The following is a 19,610-nucleotide window of genomic DNA, read 5'->3' as shown; positions in this document are numbered from 1 at the left end:
CACCATGAAACGCAGAACTCTTTTGATCTCGACTGTTGTCGCGGGTGCGCTCTTGGGCACTACGGCGATGGCACAGGATCTACCACCGCTTGAGCAGAAGGATCGCTACAAGGTCGGCTTTGCGCAGATGGAGTCGAACAATCCGTGGCGCATTGCTGAGACGAAATCGTTCCATGACACGGCCGAGGCCTGTGGCTGGGATCTGATCGCGACGGATGCGGCTGGATCTGCTGCCAAGCAGGTTGCGGATGTGGACAGCATGATCGCGCAAGGTATCGACGTTCTGTTCCTGCCCCCGCGGGAAGAAAAGCCGCTGATCCCGGCCGTTATGAAGGCTCGTGCCGCCGGCATTCCGACCTTTCTGGTGGATCGCTCGGTTGATCCGGCCGTTGCCAAGCCGGGCGAGCATTTCGTGGCATTCCTTGGGTCCGACTTCATTGATCAGGGCAACCGGGCCGCGCAATGGCTGATAGAGAATTTCGACGGCGACAAAGGCATCATTGTACAGTTGGAAGGCACGACAGGGTCTTCACCTGCAAATGACCGCAAAAAAGGTTTCGACGACGCGATTGCAGCGGATGACCGCTTTGAGATCGTGGCCTCTCAGACCGGGGACTTTGCACGCGACCTGGGGCGTCAGGTGATGGAAACCCTGCTTCAGGCGCATCCAGACGTGAACGTGGTTTACGCCCATAATGACGAGATGGCGATCGGCGCGATTCAGGCTTTGGAACTCGCTGGCCGCAAGCCCGGCGAGGACGTGACCATCGTTTCGATCGACGGGACACGCGACGCGCTTCAGGCCATTATCGATGGCAAGATGGGGGTAACGGTGGAAAGCTCGCCCTTCTTTGGCCCATTGGCCTGTGAAGTCATGAAGAAATACGCGGCTGGCGAGACGATCCCGGAATGGGTGAAGGTCGAAGATCGCATCTTTACCAAGGACAATGCGGCCGATCACATCGACGAAGCCTATTGATTCTCCCTGGTGGGTGGTGCTGGCCTGTGGTCGGCGCCGCCTGCAAGCAATCGGAGGAAGACATCTCATGAATGCGCTCGTCTCGATGTCGGGAATTGAAAAGTCCTTTGCCGGTGTACCGGCACTCAGCCAGGCCAGCCTTGAGATCGCACCCGGCGAGGTTCATGCGCTGATCGGCCAGAACGGTGCGGGTAAATCGACGATGATCAAGGTTCTGACCGGAGTGTACGACCGGGATGTCGGTGACGTCCATCTGGCCGGTGTGCCAAGCCGCATTTCCACCCCGCGCGAAGCACAGGAATCCGGAATTGCCACGATCTATCAAGAGCTCAACCTTGTGCCTCTGCGGTCAGTGACCGAGAACATTATCATGGGGTACGAGCCCAAACGTCTCGGCTTTCTGGTCGACTGGCGTGAGGGCAACAGGCGCGCACGCGAGGTTCTTGCGCGCTTTGGCATAGATATCGACGTGACCGAGCCGCTGGGAAATTTCTCGACAGCGATCCAGCAGTTGGTTGCAATTGCGCGGGCCGTTTCGCTGGACGCGAAACTGGTCATCATGGACGAACCAACGTCTTCACTGGATGCCAGCGAAGTCGAAGTTCTGTTCGGTGTGGTACGCGAGTTAAAGAAACAGGGCGTTTCCGTCCTGTATGTCTCGCATTTCCTCGATGAGCTGTTCCAGATCTGCGATCGGGTCACAACGATGCGAGACGGGCGTACCGTCAGCACGCGCAACGTCTGGGACACGACCAAACTGGAAATGATCGCGGACATGCTGGGCCGCAACAAGGACGAGATTGCGGCAGACGGTCTGACGGATTTCGCCGGCGCAAAGGCCAAGAAAGGCGATATCGTCTTGCGGGCCGACTCTGTTTCGACAGGCCCGCGGCTGACGCATTTTGACCTCACGCTCCACCGCGGAGAAATCGTTGGGCTGGGCGGGCTTCTGGGCTCGGGTCGGACCGAGGCGGCGCGCGCTTTGTTCGGTGTAGACGGGGCACGCAGCGGCGTAATCGAGCTGCACGGTGCGGTCGGGCAACCGTCCGGTCCGGGTGACGCAATCGCAAACGGGGTTGGCTTTCTGACCGAAGATCGCAAGGCCGAAGGGATCATTCCAGACATGTCCGTGCGCGAGAACATGACGCTGGCCCTGCTGCCGAAACTGGCCAGCCGTGGTCAGATCGACTTTGCCCGCGAGCGCGAGATCGTTCAGGCGTTCATCGACGATCTGGGCATCAAGGCAGCGCATATGGACCAGCCCATTCGCGAATTGTCCGGCGGCAACCAGCAAAAGGTGTTGCTTGCCCGCTGGCTGGCGACGCAGCCCGACATCTTGATACTGGACGAGCCGACCCGAGGCGTGGATGTCGGCGCCAAGCGAGAGATCCAGTCGTTCATTCGGTCTTATGTCGAAAAGGGCTTCGGCGTTGTCCTCATCAGTTCGGAGTTCGAAGAACTGGTGGAAGGCGCCGACCGCATCGTTGTCATGCATGAGGGGCGCTCGGTCAAGGAACTGACAAACCCCGGGATTACCGAGAACATACTGGTGCGCGCGCTTGCGCATCATGAAGAAGGAACTGGTTCATGGACCGCGCAATGAAGTTGCCGCAACGGGTTGCATCGATGCCCTTTCGCTTTCACGGCGGCATCGCCGCGTTGGTCGCCCTGCTGGTGTTCAACGCGTTTTTCACCCCCAATTTCCTGCAACTGCAAACTTTGTTCGTAAATATCAGCCAGGTTGCCACGATCGCCATCGTGGCCATGGGTATGACGCTGGTCATCGCCACGGGTGGGATTGATCTGTCGGTTGGCGCGGTCATGGCTCTGGCGGGGGCGCTGGCCCCGCTGATATTTCTGTCGGATCTGGGAACCGCTAATCCAATGCTCGGCGTCACTTTGGCCATTATCCTGCCGCTGTTCATCGCAGGGTTATGCGGGGTGTTCAACGGAGTGATGGTTGCCATATTGAACGTTCAGCCCATTGTGGCAACGCTCATTCTCTTCATCTCTGGTCGCGGTATTGCCCAGGTTTTGACGAACGGGAACCTACAGACATTTTCAAACCCTTCATTCAGTTATCTTGGAACCGGAAAAGTGCTTGGCTTGCCGTTTCAAGGCTGGCTGGCGCTGGCCATTGCCTGTGTGCTGTTCTGGGTGATCACCAGAACCACATGGGGCCGTTACCTGCTGGCGATAGGCGGCAATGAACGCGCGGCTTACCTGTCGGGTGGTCCCGTCCGGCGGGTCAAGATCGGGGCCTATGTCATCTGCGCGGTGCTTGCGGGCCTGGCGGGTCTGATCGTGGTTGCGATCAACTCGGCCTCGGACGCTGCGCGCAACGGCAATCTGATGGAACTTGATGCCATCGCGGCCGCGGTTGTGGGCGGGGCGATTTTACAAGGCGGGCGGGCGCCGATCTTTGGCGCCATTCTGGGAGCCGTGATCATCCAGTTGGTCAAATATACGTTGCTGGCCAACGGGGTAGAGGACGAAGTTGCGCTAATAGCCAAGGCCGTCATCATTATCCTGGCCGTTTGGGTCCAGCAGTTCCGGAGGGCTTGATCGATGTTGGATGAAACGGCTTTTGACCTGCGAAAGTACCTTCGGCGCAATTCTGCCTCGGTGACGGTTTGGATCGCACTTCTGGCTTTGATCCTGTTCGGGCTGATGCGCTATGACAACTTTGGCAGCGCCTACAACTTCTCGTCTTTCCTGAATTACAACGCGATGTTCATCGCGATTGCGCTTGGCATGTGTTTTGTGATCATGACCGGCGGGATTGATCTGTCGGTCGGATCCGTGGCGGCCTTTACCTCGGTTGTTGCGGCCTATCTCAGCCCATACGGGATTCAGGTTGCGCTGCCGGGGGCTGTACTTGCCGGGGTGGGCTTCGGAGCGATCAACGCCTTTTGCATTATCATCCTTCGCATCCCGCCCTTCATCGCCACTCTGGCGACGATGCTTGCCGCAAAAGGCGGCGCATTGGTGATTTCGGGCGCCCAGACAATTTCAGTCGATTGGGGGTCGAACTTTACCAAACTTGGCATGGGACAGGCGTTCGGCCTGTTTCCATGGGCAATCGTCATCGTGGCCGGACTGACGCTGGCACTTTGGCTGGTGCTGGAAAGAACAACCATCGGGCGGACCGTGTTGGCGATCGGGGGCAGCGAGGATGCCTCGAACCTCATGGGCCTGAAAGTCAACCGAGCCAAGGCTTTCGTTTACCTGCTGTCGGGTGGCTGTGCCGGACTGGCTGGCGTCTTTCTGGCCTCGGGCTTTGGAGCCGGACAACCCCTTGAGGGCATTGGATGGGAATTGTCGGCCATCGCATCCGTCGTTGTGGGCGGCACTCTGTTGACGGGTGGAATGGGGTCGATCCCCGCGACGGTGGCCGGCGCGCTGCTGCTGGGGCTGGTCTTCAACGTTCTGAACTTTGAAAACGGTCAGGGGACCATCAGTTTCAGTGCCTATTGGCAGATGGTCATACGTGGAGGCTTTCTTTTTGCGGTCATCCTTTTACAGTCTCGGGTTATTGCCAGGCAGCAGAAGGTCTTGGGTTCGTGAATCGCATAGAAAGTGTTTCAGCGCGGCTGTTCAACGTCCCGCTCGCCGAAGTCCTGGTCGATGCCAAACATGGGGATCACACGTTCTTTCAATTGATCACCGTCACCATTCAAACGACGGATGGGGTCGGGGGGGTTGGGTATACCTATACGGGCGGCAAGGGCGGTCATGCCATTCTGGCGATGATCCAGCATGACCTAGCGCCGTTCCTGGTTGGGCAAGACGTCGAACAGATCGAAAGCCTGTACGATGCCATGCAATGGCATGTGCACTACGTTGCACGGGGCGGGATCGCCTCGTTCGCCATCTCGGCCGTGGATATTGCCCTTTGGGACATTCGTGGCAGAACGCAGAATGCACCACTGTGGCAAATGGCTGGTGGAGCGTCCAAACGGTGCAAGGCCTACGCCGGCGGGATCGACCTGAATTTCTCGTTGGAGAAACTGCTGCGGCAGACCGAAGGCTACCTTGCGCGTGGGTTCAACGCGGTCAAGATCAAGGTTGGGCAACCGGATCTGGCCGACGATCTTGCACGTGCCCGGGCAGTGCGCGAGATGCTGGGGCCGGACCGGTTCTTCATGGTCGATGCGAATTACTCCATGAGCGTCGAGCAGGCCATCGAGGCCGCCCGAGGGTTCGCCGACTGCGATATCCTGTGGTTCGAGGAGCCGACAATTCCAGACGACTATAAAGGCTATGGCCGAATTGCCGAAGCCACGGGCGTTCCCCTTGCCATGGGTGAAAACCTGCACACGATTCACGAATTCGAGTACGCCTTCGAAGACGCAAAGCTGAGTTTCATCCAGCCCGATGCCTCAAACTGTGGCGGGATCACTGGCTGGCTGCGCGTGGCCGCGCTGAGTGCCCAGCACGGCATTCCGGTTTGTAGCCATGGTATGCAGGAGCTGCACGTCAGCCTTGTTTCGGCGCAACCCAATGCGGGTTGGCTGGAAGTACACTCATTCCCGATAGACCAGTACACGACCCGTCCGCTTGTCGTGGAAGACTGCCTGGCCGTGGCCCCGGATACGCCGGGGACCGGAGTGGAATTCGACTGGGACAAACTGAATGCGGAACACAGGGAGATGCATACATGACGACCCAGACGATCTCTGCGGCGTATTATCGGGGCAATAAGAGCTTTGCCGTAGAACAGGCCGCGGCGACAGCTCCGGGCCCCGGCGAGGTCTCCATTCGCGTTGCCTATTGCGGGATTTGCGGGACGGATATGCACGTCTACCACGGCAACATGGATGCCCGCGTCGGCCTGAACCGTGTGATTGGGCATGAGATGTCAGGTGTCGTCGAAGCGGTGGGCGAGGGCGTCGATACGGTCGAACCCGGCCGGAAGGTCGTTGTCCGACCGCTTGATCACTGCGGAGAATGCCCAGCTTGCAAGCGGGGGCATCAGCATATCTGTCAGAATCTCAAGTTTCTCGGCCTCGACACCGATGGCGCGATGCAAGAGATCTGGACTGTTCCGGCCCACACGTTGCACGTTCTGCCGGATGACTTGCGCATGGATCACGCGGCGCTGATCGAGCCGGTCGCCGTTGCCTGCCACGATGTGCGGCTATCCGGCCTGCAACCTGGCGAGGACGTTGTCGTCATCGGCGGCGGCCCGATCGGCATACTGGTTGCCATGGTCGCGCGGGACGCGGGTGGCAATGTCGTGATCTCCGAAGTGAATCCGAACCGTCTGGCGATTGCTGAAAAGCTTGGTTTTGACACGATCAACCCAATCGAAACCGATCTGGTGACGACGATCAACGCGCGCACGGGCGACAAAGGGGCGGATGTGGTTTTCGAGGTATCGGGAACGCAGCCCGGTGTTGATGCGATGACCGCCGTTGCCGCGACGCGGGCCCGGATCGTGATGGTCGCGATCCATGCCCAAAAGCCCCAGATCGACCTGTTCCAATTCTTCTGGCGAGAGCTGCAACTGATCGGTGCTCGGGTCTATGAGCCGGAGGATTACGAGAAAGCCATCGCAGTTGTCGCTTCGGGCGGAGTGGACGCGGACGTTGTGATTACCGACGTCAGTCCTCTGTCAGACATTCAGGCTGCGTTCGAAGCACTGGATCGCAGCCCAACCGCAATGAAAAGCCTGATCGAAGTAGGACCGCGTTCATGAGTGTTTTGCAAAGTTTCGACCTGACGGGAAAGACTGCGCTTGTGACCGGGTGCAAACGCGGCATCGGGCGCGGCATGGCCGAGGCATTGGCATCGGCCGGAGCTGATATCATCGGAGTGTCGGCCTCGCTCGAGCTGTCCGGGTCTGATGTCGAAAAAGCCGTGACGGCGATGGGACGCAATTTCCGGGCTTACCAATGCGACTTCTCGGATCGCGCTGCGCTGCATACGTTTATTGATCAGTTGAGGGCAGACGGACAAGCTATTGATATCCTTGTCAACAATGCCGGCACGATCAAACGCAAACCCGCCGCCGAACACCCGGACGACTGGTGGGACGAAGTGATCGAGGTGAACCTGTCCTCGCAGTTCGTTCTGTCCCGAGAGATCGGCAAGGACATGCTGGCGCGCGGCTCGGGGAAGATCATCTTCACTGCATCGCTGCTGACATTTCAGGGTGGCATCACCGTGCCGGGCTACGCGGCCTCGAAAGGCGGGATTGGACAGCTTACCAAAGCTTTGGCCAACGAATGGGCCGGGCAGGGCGTGAATGTGAATGCGATCGCCCCCGGTTACATCGCGACCGACAATACCCAAGCCCTGCAGGACGATCCGGTCCGGTCGAAGTCGATCCTGGAACGAACACCTCAGGGCCGCTGGGGTACGCCTGGTGATTTTGCCGGACCGGTGGTCTTTCTGGCTTCTGCCGCGTCGGACTACGTCAACGGTGAAATCCTTGTCGTCGACGGGGGCTGGATGGGGCGGTAGCACCGTCAACCCTCCATGGGACCCAAGGCATCAATCCCCGATGTAGTGCACCTTCAATCGGCGGGTTTTAGGTGCCTCGCGATGTTCGAACAGGTACAGGCTTTGCACGCGGCCCAGCGGAAGCTGCCCCTGTTCGACCGGGATCGATACCTGAGTTTGCGTCAACAGCGCCCGCAGATGCGACGGGGCGTTGTCGTCTTCGGTCGGGCGGTGGTGATACTTCCCTGGTGACTTGGGTACGATTTTCTCGAAGAACGTCTCGATATCCTTGACCACTTCGGGATCGGCATTGGCTTGCACCAACAGCGCGGCACCTGTGTGGACGCACCAAAGGGTCAGCAGACCCGAGCCAAATCTATGTTCGGACACCACACGCTGAACAATCCCGCTGATGTCGGTGAGCGATTTGCCGGGCGTTTCAATGGACAGCTCAAAAAACTCTTGCTTCATCCATCAGACCCTTTCCTTGATCTTGCGCGAATGCGCCCAGCTACCCGCACCCCATTCGGCACGCAACCATGAGGCTCAAGTGTATGATTTATAACGTACATTAGCGCTTCATTCATGCAAACAGGCTCTTGAACCTGTCTACACACAGACGAAACCCTTCTTCGAAATTTCCGTTGCCGGGGTGATAAACACTCTCAAAGGAAATGACGCCATCATAGCTGTCGGATCGGAGCGCGCCCGCGATGGGTTGGAACAGAGGCGCAAGCTGACCTTCCCCTATGCGGCGCACTTCCAGCGTTGCCCGCGGTGTGTCGACCTTTACGTCCTTGATGTGAATGTGACCCAGATAACCACCGCGCAACTCTTCATAACCGTCCGGATATGCCAGTTCATGGCACCAGCAGTTGTTTCCGGGGTCCCACAGCACCTTCAAAGCATCTTTTGCGTCCAACTCGTCAATCAGCTTGCGGGCTGTATAGTTGGAGTTAACCAGGGTGCCGTTTCCGGTTTCTACGACTAACGTCACGCCCTCGGCCCTTGCCAGTTCAACCGCTGGCGCGATTAACGGAGGCATCGAGTCCCATACCCCATGTGCTACATTCCACTTTTCGGCGCCGTTTTTTCCCCAGAGTATCTGCTCTTTTCGTTGGGTCATGATCCGAACCAGCGGAGAACCAACAACATGCGCCATGTCGATTACGCGTTTCAAGGCGTCCATGTGCCGAGTGTGCAGGTCGTCACCGGACCTGTTGGCAGCTGTCATCCCGGCAAAGATATGACGCGACAGACAGGACACAGGCTTGCCCCGGTCGCGCAAGAGCGCGTCGATCTCGGCAATTTGCTGCGGGGAGTGGTCCCCGACCTCGGTGTCGCCAACGAACTGAAGCTCTGCATAGTCCAGACCGAATTCGTCCATAACGTCCACGGCATGCCGCAAATCGCGGGAAATGCCGTCGCAAATCACACCTAGTTTCATGTTCAGCCCCCTCAGCGATGCAATTCTGCGCCAACGATCTCTTCGATGACGCGCGTACACACCCAATTGTCGCCGTTCGGGTATTTGGTTTTTCCGGCGTGAAAGATCTGCATTGCGGACGAGGCTGTGTGCATCGGAACACCCAATGCACCGGCCACTGCCAGAGAGATCGTCAGGTCCTTGTGCATGGTTGCGATGTGGCTGCCGGTAGCCTCGAACTTGCGATCAATGATGTTTTCAAGTGCGGTATTCACCACACCGCACCCCGCGCTGGAGGATGAGAACACGTCAAGCAATGCTTGACCGCTGACACCGGCTTTGGCCGCCAGGGCCGCAGCCTCGAATGTGGCGGAAAAGATCGATCCGATCAGGGATTGCAGGCAGGCTTTCACGGTTTGCCCGTCGCCAGCGTTTTCTCCGACTCGATGAATTGTTGCAGACACTGCCTGCATGACTTCGGCGTTTCGGTCCAGCACATCCGCAGCACCGGCAGCCATCATCGTCAATGTGCCGTTCTGCGCGCCGGGAAACCCACCTGAGACCGGCGTGTCGATCAGATGTATGCCTGAGCCTTCCATATCCTGCCCGATGGCGCGGGCTTCGGCCGGGGTAATGGTCGCCGACAGGATGACCGTTCCGCCTTTGGCCATGTTCGCAACCAGCCCGTTTTCACCCAGAATGACATCGCGGGCCTGATCTCCGTTCATTACCATGACAAACACACTGGCGGCGTGTCGACCGACCTGTCCCTCGCTGTCCTTGGGTCGGCCGCCCATGTCAGCAAATGCCGTCATGCGCGTCTCGCTCAGGTCGAAACCTGATGTTTCGAAGCCATTCTTGATCAGGTTCTTGGCAAGGCCGCTGCCCATGTCGCCAAGACCTATTACGCCTGCAGTATTCATTTGGGCTCCTCCCGATATTTCGCCGTTGCCGTATGGCAGGCGTTTCGAAAAATGATGCCTAATCGCATCGGTTTTCGCGGGAGTTTCACGCGTCTTGAACAGACGTCGGGCGAGTCCGGAAGACACCCCGCTGCCCGTTTACGTACCGTAATTAAACGAAGAATGCGGCGCCCAGGCAAGCATAGAAGTGTTGCGGGCGAAAAGAAACCGCCTGATCCGACGCATTACGAGAACGCCGCCATGATGCCGCGCAGTTCCGCAAGCCCGCGCATACGCCCGATCAACGGATAGCCGGGAGTACTGTGTCCACCCAGATCGCTCAGCAGTTCTTGTCCGTGGTCGGGCCGCATCGGAATTTGCCAGTCGCGACGCCCTTGGGATTTGCGGCGGCGCTGTTCGTTCATCAACTCGCGAATTGTGCCGACCATGTCGGTGTCGCCCTCCAGATGCGGAGCCTCATAGAAATCCGGCTTCTGTCTGTCCGACCCCGCGATGCGTTGGGTATTTCGCAAGTGAACAAAGTGAATCCGGCCGCCATGCCGGCGCACGAAATCCGGCCCATCGAATTCCGGGGAAACACCCAGGGACCCGGTACACAACGTTGCGCCATTCGACGGTATATCGACGGCATCCAAAACGGCGCCGTAGTCATCGGACCTGGACATGATCCGCGGCAGGCCAAGCAACGAGAATGGCGGGTCATCAGGATGGCAGCACAAGCGCAGCCCCAGTTCTTGGGCCACCGGAGCGACCTCGGACAGGAAATCGATGAGGTTTGCGCGCAGCCGGTCACGGTCGATATGCGCATATGTCTGCAACAAAGCGCGCACGTCCTGCACGCTCCACTGATCGTTGGCGCCGGGCAATCCCGCAGTGACATTGTGCTGTAACTGGGCTTTGGATTCATCCAACATGTGCAAGAAGCGATCCTTGGCCGTTTGCTGGACGGCGCTGGAATAGTCTTCGGGCGCGCCCGGACGTTCGAGAATATGTATGTCAAATACAGCAAAGTCGGTCAGGTCGAACAGCATGGCCGTTCCGCCATGCGGCTGCGGGGCGCGAAGGGCGGTGCGCGTCCAATCCAGGATCGGCATGAAGTTGTAGCAAACGACTTTGACGCCACGGGCGGACAGGGCCCGAAGGCTGGATTTGTACGCCTTCAGATGTTCGGCCATGTCTTCGGACTGTGTCTTTATCGCCTCGGAGACGGGCAGGCTTTCGACAACGTCCCAACTGTACCCGGCCGCGGCCAGAACGGCCTGCCGGTCGGCTATGCTTGGTTCATCCCAGGGCTGTCCCGGAGGGATGTGATGCAGCGCGGTGACGATGCCCTGAACCCCGACCTGATGGAGATCGGCCAGGGCGATCGGATCATCGGGTCCGAACCAACGCCAGCATTGTTTCATGGCAGCCATCCTTCATACAGCGGGTGATCAGGCCTGATAGGAAGAGCAACGCGCTGCCCGGTGCGCGCCGCGTGATAAATCGCCGTCACAAGGCCGATGGACGCAGCGCCATCCTTCAACGTAACGGCCGAATTTGCCTCGGACCGCAGCGCCTTGCCGATTTCAGTAAAGAACCCTTCGAACCCCGTTGGTTCGGCAGCGGCGGCTGCAAGGGCCTCGTCGATAGCGGATTGATCCACAGGGTCCCGCGCGACGAATGTCCAGGGCGTTTGACCCGGAGCGTAAGGTTCGGTGCCAGAAGTGGCAGTCACCTTTTCAAAGACGAACCGCAGGCGGGTTTCGTCCGTGGCTGCGCCCAAGGTGATATTGCTTGTGCACAAAGCGCCGGAAGTCATGCCGAAGCAGATTGCGGCGCAGTCTTCGGTCTCGATCGGGTTGACCCGCGTTGTGGTCATCGCAGACACCCAGGCGATATCACCCGCAATATGAGTCAGCAGATCATGGTTGTGGATGGCGTGGCCCAGCACCGCGCCGCCGCGTTCACCCGCCCATGTTCCCCGCCACGGCACCGCGTAATAGTCTGCCCCTCGGGACCAATGGGTTTCAAGCGCGGCAGTTTGGACCGCTCCGGTCAGGCCTGTGCGTTGCAAGTGGCGCAATTGGGCCAGTGACGGTCCCCACCGGTATTGAAAAACCGGAAACACCTCCTTGCCCGCGTCGCGTGCGGCTGCCGTGATCCGATCCACATCCCGCATCGAATTCGCAAGAGGCTTTTCGCAGACAACGTGTTTACCTGCGGCCAGTGCCGCGAGCGTGGATGGTACATGCAGATGCGGCGGTAAGCAGATGTCGATGACATCAATCGCCGGATCATCCAGCGCGTCCTGAATATTGGTCAGTGCTCGAAAATCCGAGTTCTGCCGGATCTGGTCGATCCGGTCCTTATTTTGGTCGACCACGGCGGTTACCCGGAAAGTACGGTCAAGCCGTTCCAGTGCGCTCAGATGTTGCGCACCGATACCTGCGCCAAGGATCGCAACGTTGATCATCTGCGTTCCGCCATTTCCTGCGCGTACAGTGCCAGTTCCATGACCGTAAAGCAGTGGGTCTGCGACATCGCAGTTTCGGTCCGGTTGCGAATGTCATCGGCCAGGCGCGCAAAGTATGGAAGGCCGGCGTCGGATGCGTCGATCTTTTGGCAGGTTTCACCATTGACGAGGATCAGATGATCTGTCCCCGGTGCTCCACCCACATCGACGTATTTCCGCAACTCGATAAATCCTTCGGTGCCCAGGATCGTCAGACGACCATCCCCCCAGTTCGGCAAGGCCTCCGGCGTGAACCAGTCAACCCTGATGTACCCGGTGCCATCCTCACTGCGCAGATTGACCTCGCCGAAATCCTGCAGTCCGGGATCTTGAGGGTTTGCATAGTTCGCCACATAGGCGTTCGTGATTTCTGCGGTTTTCGAACCCGTGTAGTGCAGGAACTGATCAATCTGATGAGAGGCGATGTCGGTCAGAATGCCGCCATAGCGGTCACGCTGAAAAAACCATTCTGGCCGGGTCGCCCGGTTCAATCGGTGTGGGCCAAGTCCGACCGTCTGGATCACGCGCCCGATGGCACCGGCCTCGACCAACTCGGTCGCCCGGGTGCTGACGGGCGTTTCGAACCGTTCGGAGAAGTTCACCGACCAGATGCGACCGGTGTCCGCGACCGTTTGCTTGATTTGCTCGAGTTGTTCGAACGTCGTGCAGCCCGGCTTGTCGCTCATGACATCCATGCCATTCTGCATGGCGCGGATCGTCAACGCGGCCCTATCTGCCGGTATTGCCGAAATCAGCGCGAGATCCGCCCCGCAGGTCAGGGCGTCTTCCAGTCGGGCCAGCCGCGGAATATCGGGAAACCTTTTGACGTAGCCCGCCAGCGTTTCCGGATCGCCTTGTGTCCAATAGCCAACGCAGTCCACGCCGATTTTGCGCATGTTTTCCGTCATGCCATAGATATGGCGGTGGTCCAGGCCAAGGGCGACGCAGGTCAGACTCATGAGATGACTCGTGTTTTCTGGCCGGTTCGATTGGCGATCTGCATCGCGTCTATGACGGCGTGTGTCAAAAGGGCACTGCGTCCGGTGGCCATGGGCTGCGTTCCACTGGAAACGGCCTTGGCAAAATCCTCGATGACCGTCTGATGCCACGCATGCGTGAACGCCATGGGATCGGCTCCTCCGCCTGTGGCGGCGGTTTCGCCAATGGTGGATTTCTGACCGTCGAAAGTGGTCAGGGTCAGGACACCTGACTCCAGATGCGCCTTGGCGCGCGTGCCCTGGATGGCGATTGATTCAGCGGCCCCGGGGAATTCGGCGGTGGTTGCCATCAACGTGCCCACCGCGCCGTTCCCCATTTCAAAGATGGCACCTGCCCAATCCTCGGCCTCGAGATCGTGTAGTGGAGTTTTCCTCATCACGGCCTGAATGTCCGAGATCGGCCCCAGCATCCACATCGCTAAGTCAAGCGTGTGGATTGCCTGCGAGATCATGACGCCGCCCCCGTCGCGTGCAAAAGTGCCGCGACCCGGTTCGTCATAGTAGCTTTGATCGCGCCACCAGGGGACACGGATCTCGACCGTGGCGATCGCGCCCAACTCGTCCTGTTCGATGGCTGCTTTCAGCGCCTGCGATGCGGCGCGGGCGCGGTGCTGAAAGACTATGCCCAGCGGCACGCCAGACATCTCGCACTGCTCGACAATGGCTGTCGCTGCGTCCAACGTTCTTTCGATGGGTTTTTCCATCAGGATCGGTTTCGAAGCGGTCGAAAGAACCCGCACCAACTCTGTGCGCTGATCGGGTGGGGTTGCGATGATCGCAAAGTCAACGTTTGGGTCGTTTGCGATTTCCTCGACGGAGAGGAATGCACGGGTATCGTTTCGCCGCGCGTACTCAGCTGTTTTTTCAGGGTTGCGCCCGAGGACGCCGGCAAGACTGAGGCCTTGATCCGACGCCCGAATGGCGGCGACATGCGTGCCAGAGACCATCCCCAAACCAATCAGCGCAATATTCATTCAATCCCCCGGATCACCCGGTCAGTCTGCGGGTTCGAACGGGAAAGATGCAACCATTAAAAACTGTGTTAACAATTGCGGGCGGCAGTATCGGAGGCAGAATTGACTGGCAATTTGAATGGGATGGCAGAAGACCTGTATCTGTGCATCAAGGACCTGCCGATCGTGTCTCCGCATGGTCACTGCGATCCGGGTTGGTTTGCAACCGATGCGCCGTTTCCCAACCCGGCAGAGCTGTTGGTGGTTCCCGACCACTACGTCTTCCGTATGCTTTATTCGCAGGGCGTTCCCTTGTCCGAACTTGGCGTTGGGGAAGAGGGGCGAAAGAAGGATCCTCGCGCCGTTTTTCGCACCTTTGCCGAGCACTGGCATCTGTTTCTGGGAACGCCATCCCGGATCTGGATGAACTACGTGCTGCATGAAACGCTGGGCGTGTCTGACGAGTTGTCTTCGCGCACGGCTGATCTGATCTATGAAAAGATCTCAGAAAAGCTTGCGCAACCCGAATTTCGCCCGAGGGCTTTGTTCGACAGGTTCGGGATCGAGGTTCTGGCTACCACGGATTCCGCTCTCGACGGCCTCGTGGAGCATCAGGAGATCCGTGCAAGCGGTTGGGGCGGGCGGGTTGTTCCGACGTTCCGCCCAGACGGGGTTTTGGATGGGGCGGATCCGGAGTTCGTACAGAACCTGAACAAGTTGGGTGAACTGACAGGCTGCGATCTGGACAGCTATGATGGCTACCTCAACGCGCTGCGGATGCGGCGGGCTTATTTCATCCAGCTTGGTTGTACCGCCACCGACCACGGTATCGAACGCGTACAGACTGAGTGGCTGGAGGACCCGGATGCGCTGTACCAGCGGCTGAGACGGCGGGAAGGGACCGAACAGGACGCGCACCGGTTCTATGGGCATATGCTGATCGAAATGGCACAGATGTCTGTCGATGATGGTCTTACCATGCAGATACATGCTGGGAGCAAGCGCAACACGAACCCCGCTGTAATGCGGGACTTCGGACGGGATAAGGGGGCCGACATTCCAATAGCGATGGACTGGGTCACGGGCCTTGAGGCACTGTTGAACCGGGTCGGAAACACGGCGGAACTGCGCATCATTCTGTTTACACTGGACGAAAGCACCTATGCCCGTGAACTGGCCCCGATGGCGGGACATTGGCCGTGCCTTCGGATCGGGCCGCCTTGGTGGTTCCATGACAGCCCAGCCGGGATTGCGAGGTATTTCGATCAGGTTGTTGAAACGGCCGGATATTTCAACCTGGCCGGATTCAATGACGACACGCGAGCCTTTCTGTCCATTCCTGCACGACACGACCTTTGGCGGCGGGGAGTGGCGATTCATCTGGCCGAGCAGGTTGCGCGCGGTTGCTTCAGTCGGGACAGTGCCGAGCATCTTGCGCGGTTGCTGGCGGTCGATCTGGCGAAACAGGTTTATGGATTGCAAAGCTAGATGGGTACACTTCTTCACTTCGGCCTCGGAAACTTTGCCCGAGCGCATTTGCTGGACTACACCGATCAAGCGGGCGGATGGGACGTTGTCGGCGTCAGCCTGCGTTCATCCTCAGTTCGGGATGGATTGGCCCGTCAGGACTTCGAGTACGACCTGTGCGTGCAGGGGCAGGGCGTCCGGCGCATCAAGGCCCTGCGGGACGTTCTGGTCGCGCCCGAGGATCGTACAGCGGTTTTCGACGCGATGGCGGATGCCGAGATTATCTCGGCGACCGTGACCGAGAAAGGTTATCATTTGGATGCCGCGGGCAAGCTGAACCTTCAGGACTCGGCGATTGCCGCCGATCTGGCGGGGCAAGGGCCTGCGACGCTGATCGGGTTTCTGGCTTTTGGCCTTGCGGAACGGCGCAAGCCAGTGACGGTGCTGAGTTGCGACAACCGCATGGAAAACGGAAAAACGCTCGAGATGGCCGTTTCCGATTTTGCGAATGCAGCCGGTTTGGACGTCAATTGGGATGCCGTTCGCTTTCCCAACGCGATGGTCGACCGAATCACCCCGGCTACTACGGACGCCGTTCGCGCAATCAGCGGCGATCCTATGGCTGTTCCGACCGAGGCGTTCTCGGAGTGGGTGATCGAAGACAGTTTCGCCGGTCCGCACCCGGATTGGCCGGGTGTGCAACTGGTCGAAGACGTAGCCCCGCACGAGATGCGAAAGCTGCGCATGTTGAACGGTGCCCATTCCCTGTTGGCTTATGCAGGTTTGGATCGGGGCCTGACCTACGTTCACGAAGCGGTTCGAGACCCGGTCTTGCGCCCGCTGGTTTCCGGGTTGATGAAGGATGCGGGCGCAACGCTGCCCGCTGAGCTGCAAGCGCAGGTCATGGACTATGCCGAGGCTCTGTTGCGCCGGTTTGAAAACTCTGAGCTGGCGCACCGTTTGGACCAAATAGCGATGGATGGCAGCCAAAAGCTGCCCTATCGGTTTATTCCCACACTCCGTGAAACCGGGTCTCTGGCGGTGATCACGGGGGTGCGGGCCTGGATTTCCTATTGCACGTCCGAGACCGCCAAGGGCAGGGCGCTGAATGATCCTTGCGCGTCGGAAATTGCCGCGGCGGTAAAGCAGCAAGATCCGCTAGTGCCGCTTTTGCGTCTAGTCGGCGCCGAAGACCTCGCGCCACTTATCCGGGAATGATCGCGCCGCGGAACTGAACAACGGTGGATGCCAGATTGTGTCCAGCCATCAGGGCCTCGGCCTGTGATTTCCCGGTCAGCAAGGCCGCGAGGTACCCACCGTTGAAACTGTCGCCCGCCGCTGTGGTATCCAGTACGCTCTTGGCAGGCTCATAGGTTTGTTCAATGTCCTGACCGATGGACAGAGGGCCGTTCTCTCCGCGTTTCAACGCACCGATGCCGTGATGGTCGGCAAAGCGTGCTGCCACCTGATCGGCGCTTTCCCCGAACAGCGCCATCTCGTCGTCAATAGACGGAAGTGCAATGTCTGCACGCCGCCAAAGCCGTTGATTGATCTGCCGGGCGTGTTCAACGCTATCCCAAAGACGGGGGCGAAAGTTGCTGTCATAGACCAACCGGACGGAAGAGCCTTCGAGCCAGTCCAGAAGCGCAAGCCGAACCGCATGCGGAAGAATGGCCACGGAAATACCTGACAAGTAGAGCACATCATAACCATTTAGCGGGCTGAAATTGTGATCGGCAAAAAGCTGACGGGCGGCCGCCTCACTGCGCCAATATGTAAAGCTGCGTTCACCGTCCGCGGATGTCGTGATTGCGTATAATCCAGGAGAGGCGTTCGGAATGATGCGGATGCCGGATGTCCCGATGCGATGGCTGTCGATGAAGTCCGCGATGCGCCCCGAAAACGGGTCGTCACCCAGACATGTCACATACTCCACCTGCATGTCAGGCGCTGCGCGGCGCATGTAGATGGCTGTGTTCAGCGTATCCCCCGCGACGCCGACCTGTGCGCCGGTTTCCAGCATGGACAATTCGATCATTGCTTCGCCGATGCAGGCAATTCGCGTCATTTCTTTTCTCTTTTCCAGATGATGAGACCGGCAGCCATGATAAGCGCAGCCCCTGCCAACGTGAATGCGTCGGGTACCGTGTCAAAGAACAGATAACCCCAGATCGCAACATAGATCAGGAACGAATAGGTAAATGGCATCAACTGGTTGGCCGTTCCAAACCGATGCGCGTTCGTCAGCAGTTGATGCCCGCCCCAGCCAAAGACGCCAAGGCCGATCAGGACAATCAGGCTCCAGGTGTTTTCCGGCTGGACCCAGAACCAGAGGGCGAAGGGCAACAGAACCACAGTCCCGGTAAGCCCGAGGTAGAATTGCATGGTGTCCACGGCAACAACCCCCGACAGCCTGCGCGTCATGATCGAGTACAAGGCCAAAGCGGTGGCATTGTAGACGATCAGCAGCATGGTCGGATGAAAGGCCGAACCAAACGGCCGCACGACAACCAACACCCCCAAAAAGCCCAGGATGATGGCCGCCCAACGCCATGGGCCCACGCTTTCTTTCAACACAAAGACGGACAGAAAACACACAATGACCGGGCTGGAAAACATGATTGCAGACACGACGGTCAGGGGCAAAAACCGCAGGGCATAAAAGTTGAAAACAGTCGCCGAGATCAGCAACAAGGCCCGGCTTATCACCTGCCAAGGGTGGTCCGTCTTGAACCGACCAGCCTCGATCCCGCCCTTGGCGATCACGCCGACTGAGATCACGAAGTGCCCTGCATAACGCATGAACGCCAACTGAAACGCCGGCACGCCGGCCAACGCCAGCCACTTGGCCCCAAGGTCCACCAGCGAAAAGAACAGCCACGCCATCAGCATCAGCACGATGCCAAGGCGCGGCAAGTCCGCAGTGGGGTTGGCGGTGACGCCCATCGATCAGGTGTTGAAACGCTTGACGTAATAGTCAACCATCTGGCTGACCATGTCATCCGCCTGACCGTGGTCGCGCGCGTCGTTCAGCGCCGAAAGCGCACCCTGCGACATCACGCTTGTAACGCCTGCCTCGCGCGCCATTCGATCATAATACCCAAGGTCTTTTGCGGCGTTCTTGATGGCAAAGGCCAGCTGGTTTGGATCATTCTCGACACCGTAGGCTTTGACGAAATCCATCATTCCGGAATGCAGCGGCCCTGCGGCCATCACGTCGTACAGCTGCTTGCGGTCAACGCCGGTGATATCAGCCATGGCAAAGGCCTCGGCCATCGCGTTCGCGACCGTCATGCCGAAGAAGTTGTTGATCAGTTTGATGGTGTGTCCCGATCCGACCGGGCCAAGGTAAAAGACGTTTTCACCCAGATCCTTCAGTGTCGGCTCGGCCTTGTCAAAGGCCGCCTTGTCGCCGGACGTCATGATGTTGAGCTTGCCTTCCAGCGCGTGCGAGGGCGTCCGGCCCAGCGGCGCATCAAGATAGCTTCCGCCGGCTGCGGCCACCTCCTCGGCCAGGGCCCGTGTACTGCCCGGAAGCGAGGTGCCAAAGTCGATGACGATCGCCCCGGGCTTCAGTCCCGCGATCACTCCATCAGTACCACGCATACGGCCTTCGACCTGCTCGGACGTTCCCATGCACAGCATCACGATGTCGCTGGCCTGAGCCAGTTCCCGGGCGTTTTGCGCCTCGCGGGCGCCCCGGTCAATCGCGGCATCCAGATGTGTGCGGTCTCGGTTTCCCAACACGGTGACCGAGTATCCCTGGTCCAACAGCCGGCTCACCATGGCTCCGCCCATGAGACCCAGGCCGATAAACCCGATTGATGGTTTGCTCATTGGTTTCCCTTTCCGTGAATGTGTCTGGTTTTCATTCTTGTGTCTGGTGTGTGCGGTTTCGCGGTTTGGATGCTAATTCGCCCGGA

General features: G+C 58.9%; 18 protein-coding genes and 1 pseudogene. 9 read left to right on the top strand and 10 right to left on the bottom strand.

Going from position 1 to position 19,610, the window contains the following annotated elements; genetic code table 11:
• Positions 1-4: 4 nt before the first annotated feature.
• The 7 genes from ACR0E2_RS05860 (at position 5) to ACR0E2_RS05830 (ending at position 7,447) form a co-directional block, all read left to right on the top strand.
• Positions 5-979: an ABC transporter substrate-binding protein gene (locus tag ACR0E2_RS05860; protein WP_480445625.1), complete on the top strand. Its 975-nt coding sequence runs from the start codon at positions 5-7 to the stop codon at positions 977-979.
• A 67-nt stretch (positions 980-1,046) separates the two neighbouring features.
• Positions 1,047-2,582: a sugar ABC transporter ATP-binding protein gene (locus ACR0E2_RS05855; RefSeq protein ID WP_480445624.1), complete on the top strand. Its 1,536-nt coding sequence runs from the start codon at positions 1,047-1,049 to the stop codon at positions 2,580-2,582.
• Positions 2,567-3,544, top strand: a complete 978-nt coding sequence (locus ACR0E2_RS05850) for an ABC transporter permease (RefSeq protein ID WP_480445622.1) — start codon at positions 2,567-2,569, stop codon at positions 3,542-3,544. The genes ACR0E2_RS05855 and ACR0E2_RS05850 overlap by 16 nt, the downstream gene beginning before the upstream one ends.
• 3 nt (positions 3,545-3,547) lie before the next feature.
• Positions 3,548-4,546, top strand: a complete 999-nt coding sequence (locus tag ACR0E2_RS05845; protein ID WP_152458549.1) for an ABC transporter permease — start codon at positions 3,548-3,550, stop codon at positions 4,544-4,546.
• The gene (locus ACR0E2_RS05840; RefSeq protein ID WP_480445620.1) at positions 4,543-5,643 is read left to right on the top strand and encodes a mandelate racemase/muconate lactonizing enzyme family protein; all 1,101 of its coding nucleotides are present in this window, start codon (positions 4,543-4,545) and stop codon (positions 5,641-5,643) included. Before ACR0E2_RS05845 ends, ACR0E2_RS05840 begins: the two co-directional genes overlap by 4 nt.
• A complete protein-coding gene (locus ACR0E2_RS05835; protein WP_480445618.1) occupies positions 5,640-6,680 on the top strand; it encodes a zinc-dependent alcohol dehydrogenase in 1,041 nt (346 codons plus the stop codon). The genes ACR0E2_RS05840 and ACR0E2_RS05835 overlap by 4 nt, the downstream gene beginning before the upstream one ends.
• Positions 6,677-7,447: an SDR family oxidoreductase gene (locus ACR0E2_RS05830; RefSeq protein WP_480445616.1), complete on the top strand. Its 771-nt coding sequence runs from the start codon at positions 6,677-6,679 to the stop codon at positions 7,445-7,447. Before ACR0E2_RS05835 ends, ACR0E2_RS05830 begins: the two co-directional genes overlap by 4 nt.
• 30 nt (positions 7,448-7,477) lie before the next feature.
• Here the strand turns inward: ACR0E2_RS05830 and ACR0E2_RS05825 are convergent, their stop codons facing one another.
• From ACR0E2_RS05825 to ACR0E2_RS05795, 7 genes are all read right to left on the bottom strand, one after another.
• Positions 7,478-7,897, bottom strand: coding sequence for a secondary thiamine-phosphate synthase enzyme YjbQ (locus ACR0E2_RS05825; RefSeq protein ID WP_480445614.1), 420 nt, complete (start codon positions 7,895-7,897; stop codon positions 7,478-7,480).
• 112 nt (positions 7,898-8,009) lie between these two features.
• The gene (locus ACR0E2_RS05820; RefSeq protein WP_480445612.1) at positions 8,010-8,873 is read right to left on the bottom strand and encodes a sugar phosphate isomerase/epimerase family protein; all 864 of its coding nucleotides are present in this window, start codon (positions 8,871-8,873) and stop codon (positions 8,010-8,012) included.
• Positions 8,874-8,884: 11 nt separating this feature from the next.
• Positions 8,885-9,775, bottom strand: coding sequence for an NAD(P)-dependent oxidoreductase (locus ACR0E2_RS05815; RefSeq protein ID WP_480445610.1), 891 nt, complete (start codon positions 9,773-9,775; stop codon positions 8,885-8,887).
• 224 nt (positions 9,776-9,999) lie between these two features.
• Positions 10,000-11,181: a mannonate dehydratase gene (gene uxuA / locus ACR0E2_RS05810; protein WP_480445608.1), complete on the bottom strand. Its 1,182-nt coding sequence runs from the start codon at positions 11,179-11,181 to the stop codon at positions 10,000-10,002.
• Positions 11,178-12,230, bottom strand: a complete 1,053-nt coding sequence (locus ACR0E2_RS05805; RefSeq protein ID WP_480445607.1) for a Gfo/Idh/MocA family protein — start codon at positions 12,228-12,230, stop codon at positions 11,178-11,180. Before ACR0E2_RS05805 ends, uxuA begins: the two co-directional genes overlap by 4 nt.
• Positions 12,227-13,228, bottom strand: coding sequence for a Gfo/Idh/MocA family protein (locus tag ACR0E2_RS05800; RefSeq protein WP_480445605.1), 1,002 nt, complete (start codon positions 13,226-13,228; stop codon positions 12,227-12,229). Before ACR0E2_RS05800 ends, ACR0E2_RS05805 begins: the two co-directional genes overlap by 4 nt.
• Entirely contained in the window at positions 13,225-14,241 is a 1,017-nt protein-coding gene (locus ACR0E2_RS05795; protein ID WP_480445603.1) for a Gfo/Idh/MocA family protein, read from the bottom strand. The genes ACR0E2_RS05800 and ACR0E2_RS05795 overlap by 4 nt, the downstream gene beginning before the upstream one ends.
• 123 nt (positions 14,242-14,364) lie before the next feature.
• On the opposite strand from ACR0E2_RS05795, the gene uxaC reads away from it, so the two are divergent.
• Together uxaC and ACR0E2_RS05785 are read left to right on the top strand one after the other, a co-directional pair.
• Positions 14,365-15,708: a glucuronate isomerase gene (gene uxaC / locus ACR0E2_RS05790; RefSeq protein ID WP_480445602.1), complete on the top strand. Its 1,344-nt coding sequence runs from the start codon at positions 14,365-14,367 to the stop codon at positions 15,706-15,708.
• Positions 15,709-16,905, top strand: a complete 1,197-nt coding sequence (locus ACR0E2_RS05785) for a mannitol dehydrogenase family protein (RefSeq protein WP_480445600.1) — start codon at positions 15,709-15,711, stop codon at positions 16,903-16,905.
• On the opposite strand, the gene ACR0E2_RS05780 is transcribed toward ACR0E2_RS05785, so the two are convergent.
• From ACR0E2_RS05780 to ACR0E2_RS05770, 3 genes and pseudogenes are all read right to left on the bottom strand, one after another.
• On the bottom strand, positions 16,892-17,755 hold the full coding sequence (locus tag ACR0E2_RS05780; protein ID WP_480445598.1) for a sugar kinase: 864 nt from the start codon (positions 17,753-17,755) through the stop codon (positions 16,892-16,894). The two genes, ACR0E2_RS05785 and ACR0E2_RS05780, sit on opposite strands and share 14 nt — an antisense overlap.
• Positions 17,752-18,633 carry a DMT family transporter gene (locus ACR0E2_RS05775; RefSeq protein ID WP_480445596.1) on the bottom strand — a complete coding sequence of 294 codons (882 nt, stop codon included), beginning with the start codon at positions 18,631-18,633 and terminating at the stop codon, positions 17,752-17,754. The genes ACR0E2_RS05780 and ACR0E2_RS05775 overlap by 4 nt, the downstream gene beginning before the upstream one ends.
• Before the next feature lie 3 nt (positions 18,634-18,636).
• Positions 18,637-19,560: pseudogene (locus ACR0E2_RS05770) on the bottom strand (NAD(P)-dependent oxidoreductase); the annotation flags it as partial.
• Positions 19,561-19,610 lie beyond the last annotated feature (50 nt).

The sequence above is a fragment of the Ruegeria sp. A4 genome (assembly GCF_056543025.1).
This window is presented reverse-complemented; position numbering and strand designations above follow the sequence as displayed.

Coding starts and splice junctions, on each gene's coding strand:
- ACR0E2_RS05860 (WP_480445625.1), top strand. CDS start 5: ATGAAACGCAGAACTCTTTTGATCTCGACTGTTGTCGCGGGTGCGCTC.
- ACR0E2_RS05855 (WP_480445624.1), top strand. CDS start 1,047: ATGAATGCGCTCGTCTCGATGTCGGGAATTGAAAAGTCCTTTGCCGGT.
- ACR0E2_RS05850 (WP_480445622.1), top strand. CDS start 2,567: ATGGACCGCGCAATGAAGTTGCCGCAACGGGTTGCATCGATGCCCTTT.
- ACR0E2_RS05845 (WP_152458549.1), top strand. CDS start 3,548: ATGTTGGATGAAACGGCTTTTGACCTGCGAAAGTACCTTCGGCGCAAT.
- ACR0E2_RS05835 (WP_480445618.1), top strand. CDS start 5,640: ATGACGACCCAGACGATCTCTGCGGCGTATTATCGGGGCAATAAGAGC.
- ACR0E2_RS05830 (WP_480445616.1), top strand. CDS start 6,677: ATGAGTGTTTTGCAAAGTTTCGACCTGACGGGAAAGACTGCGCTTGTG.
- ACR0E2_RS05825 (WP_480445614.1), bottom strand. CDS start 7,897: ATGAAGCAAGAGTTTTTTGAGCTGTCCATTGAAACGCCCGGCAAATCG.
- ACR0E2_RS05820 (WP_480445612.1), bottom strand. CDS start 8,873: ATGAAACTAGGTGTGATTTGCGACGGCATTTCCCGCGATTTGCGGCAT.
- ACR0E2_RS05815 (WP_480445610.1), bottom strand. CDS start 9,775: ATGAATACTGCAGGCGTAATAGGTCTTGGCGACATGGGCAGCGGCCTT.
- uxuA (WP_480445608.1), bottom strand. CDS start 11,181: ATGAAACAATGCTGGCGTTGGTTCGGACCCGATGATCCGATCGCCCTG.
- ACR0E2_RS05805 (WP_480445607.1), bottom strand. CDS start 12,230: ATGATCAACGTTGCGATCCTTGGCGCAGGTATCGGTGCGCAACATCTG.
- ACR0E2_RS05800 (WP_480445605.1), bottom strand. CDS start 13,228: ATGAGTCTGACCTGCGTCGCCCTTGGCCTGGACCACCGCCATATCTAT.
- ACR0E2_RS05795 (WP_480445603.1), bottom strand. CDS start 14,241: ATGAATATTGCGCTGATTGGTTTGGGGATGGTCTCTGGCACGCATGTC.
- uxaC (WP_480445602.1), top strand. CDS start 14,365: ATGGCAGAAGACCTGTATCTGTGCATCAAGGACCTGCCGATCGTGTCT.
- ACR0E2_RS05785 (WP_480445600.1), top strand. CDS start 15,709: ATGGGTACACTTCTTCACTTCGGCCTCGGAAACTTTGCCCGAGCGCAT.
- ACR0E2_RS05780 (WP_480445598.1), bottom strand. CDS start 17,755: ATGACGCGAATTGCCTGCATCGGCGAAGCAATGATCGAATTGTCCATG.
- ACR0E2_RS05775 (WP_480445596.1), bottom strand. CDS start 18,633: ATGGGCGTCACCGCCAACCCCACTGCGGACTTGCCGCGCCTTGGCATC.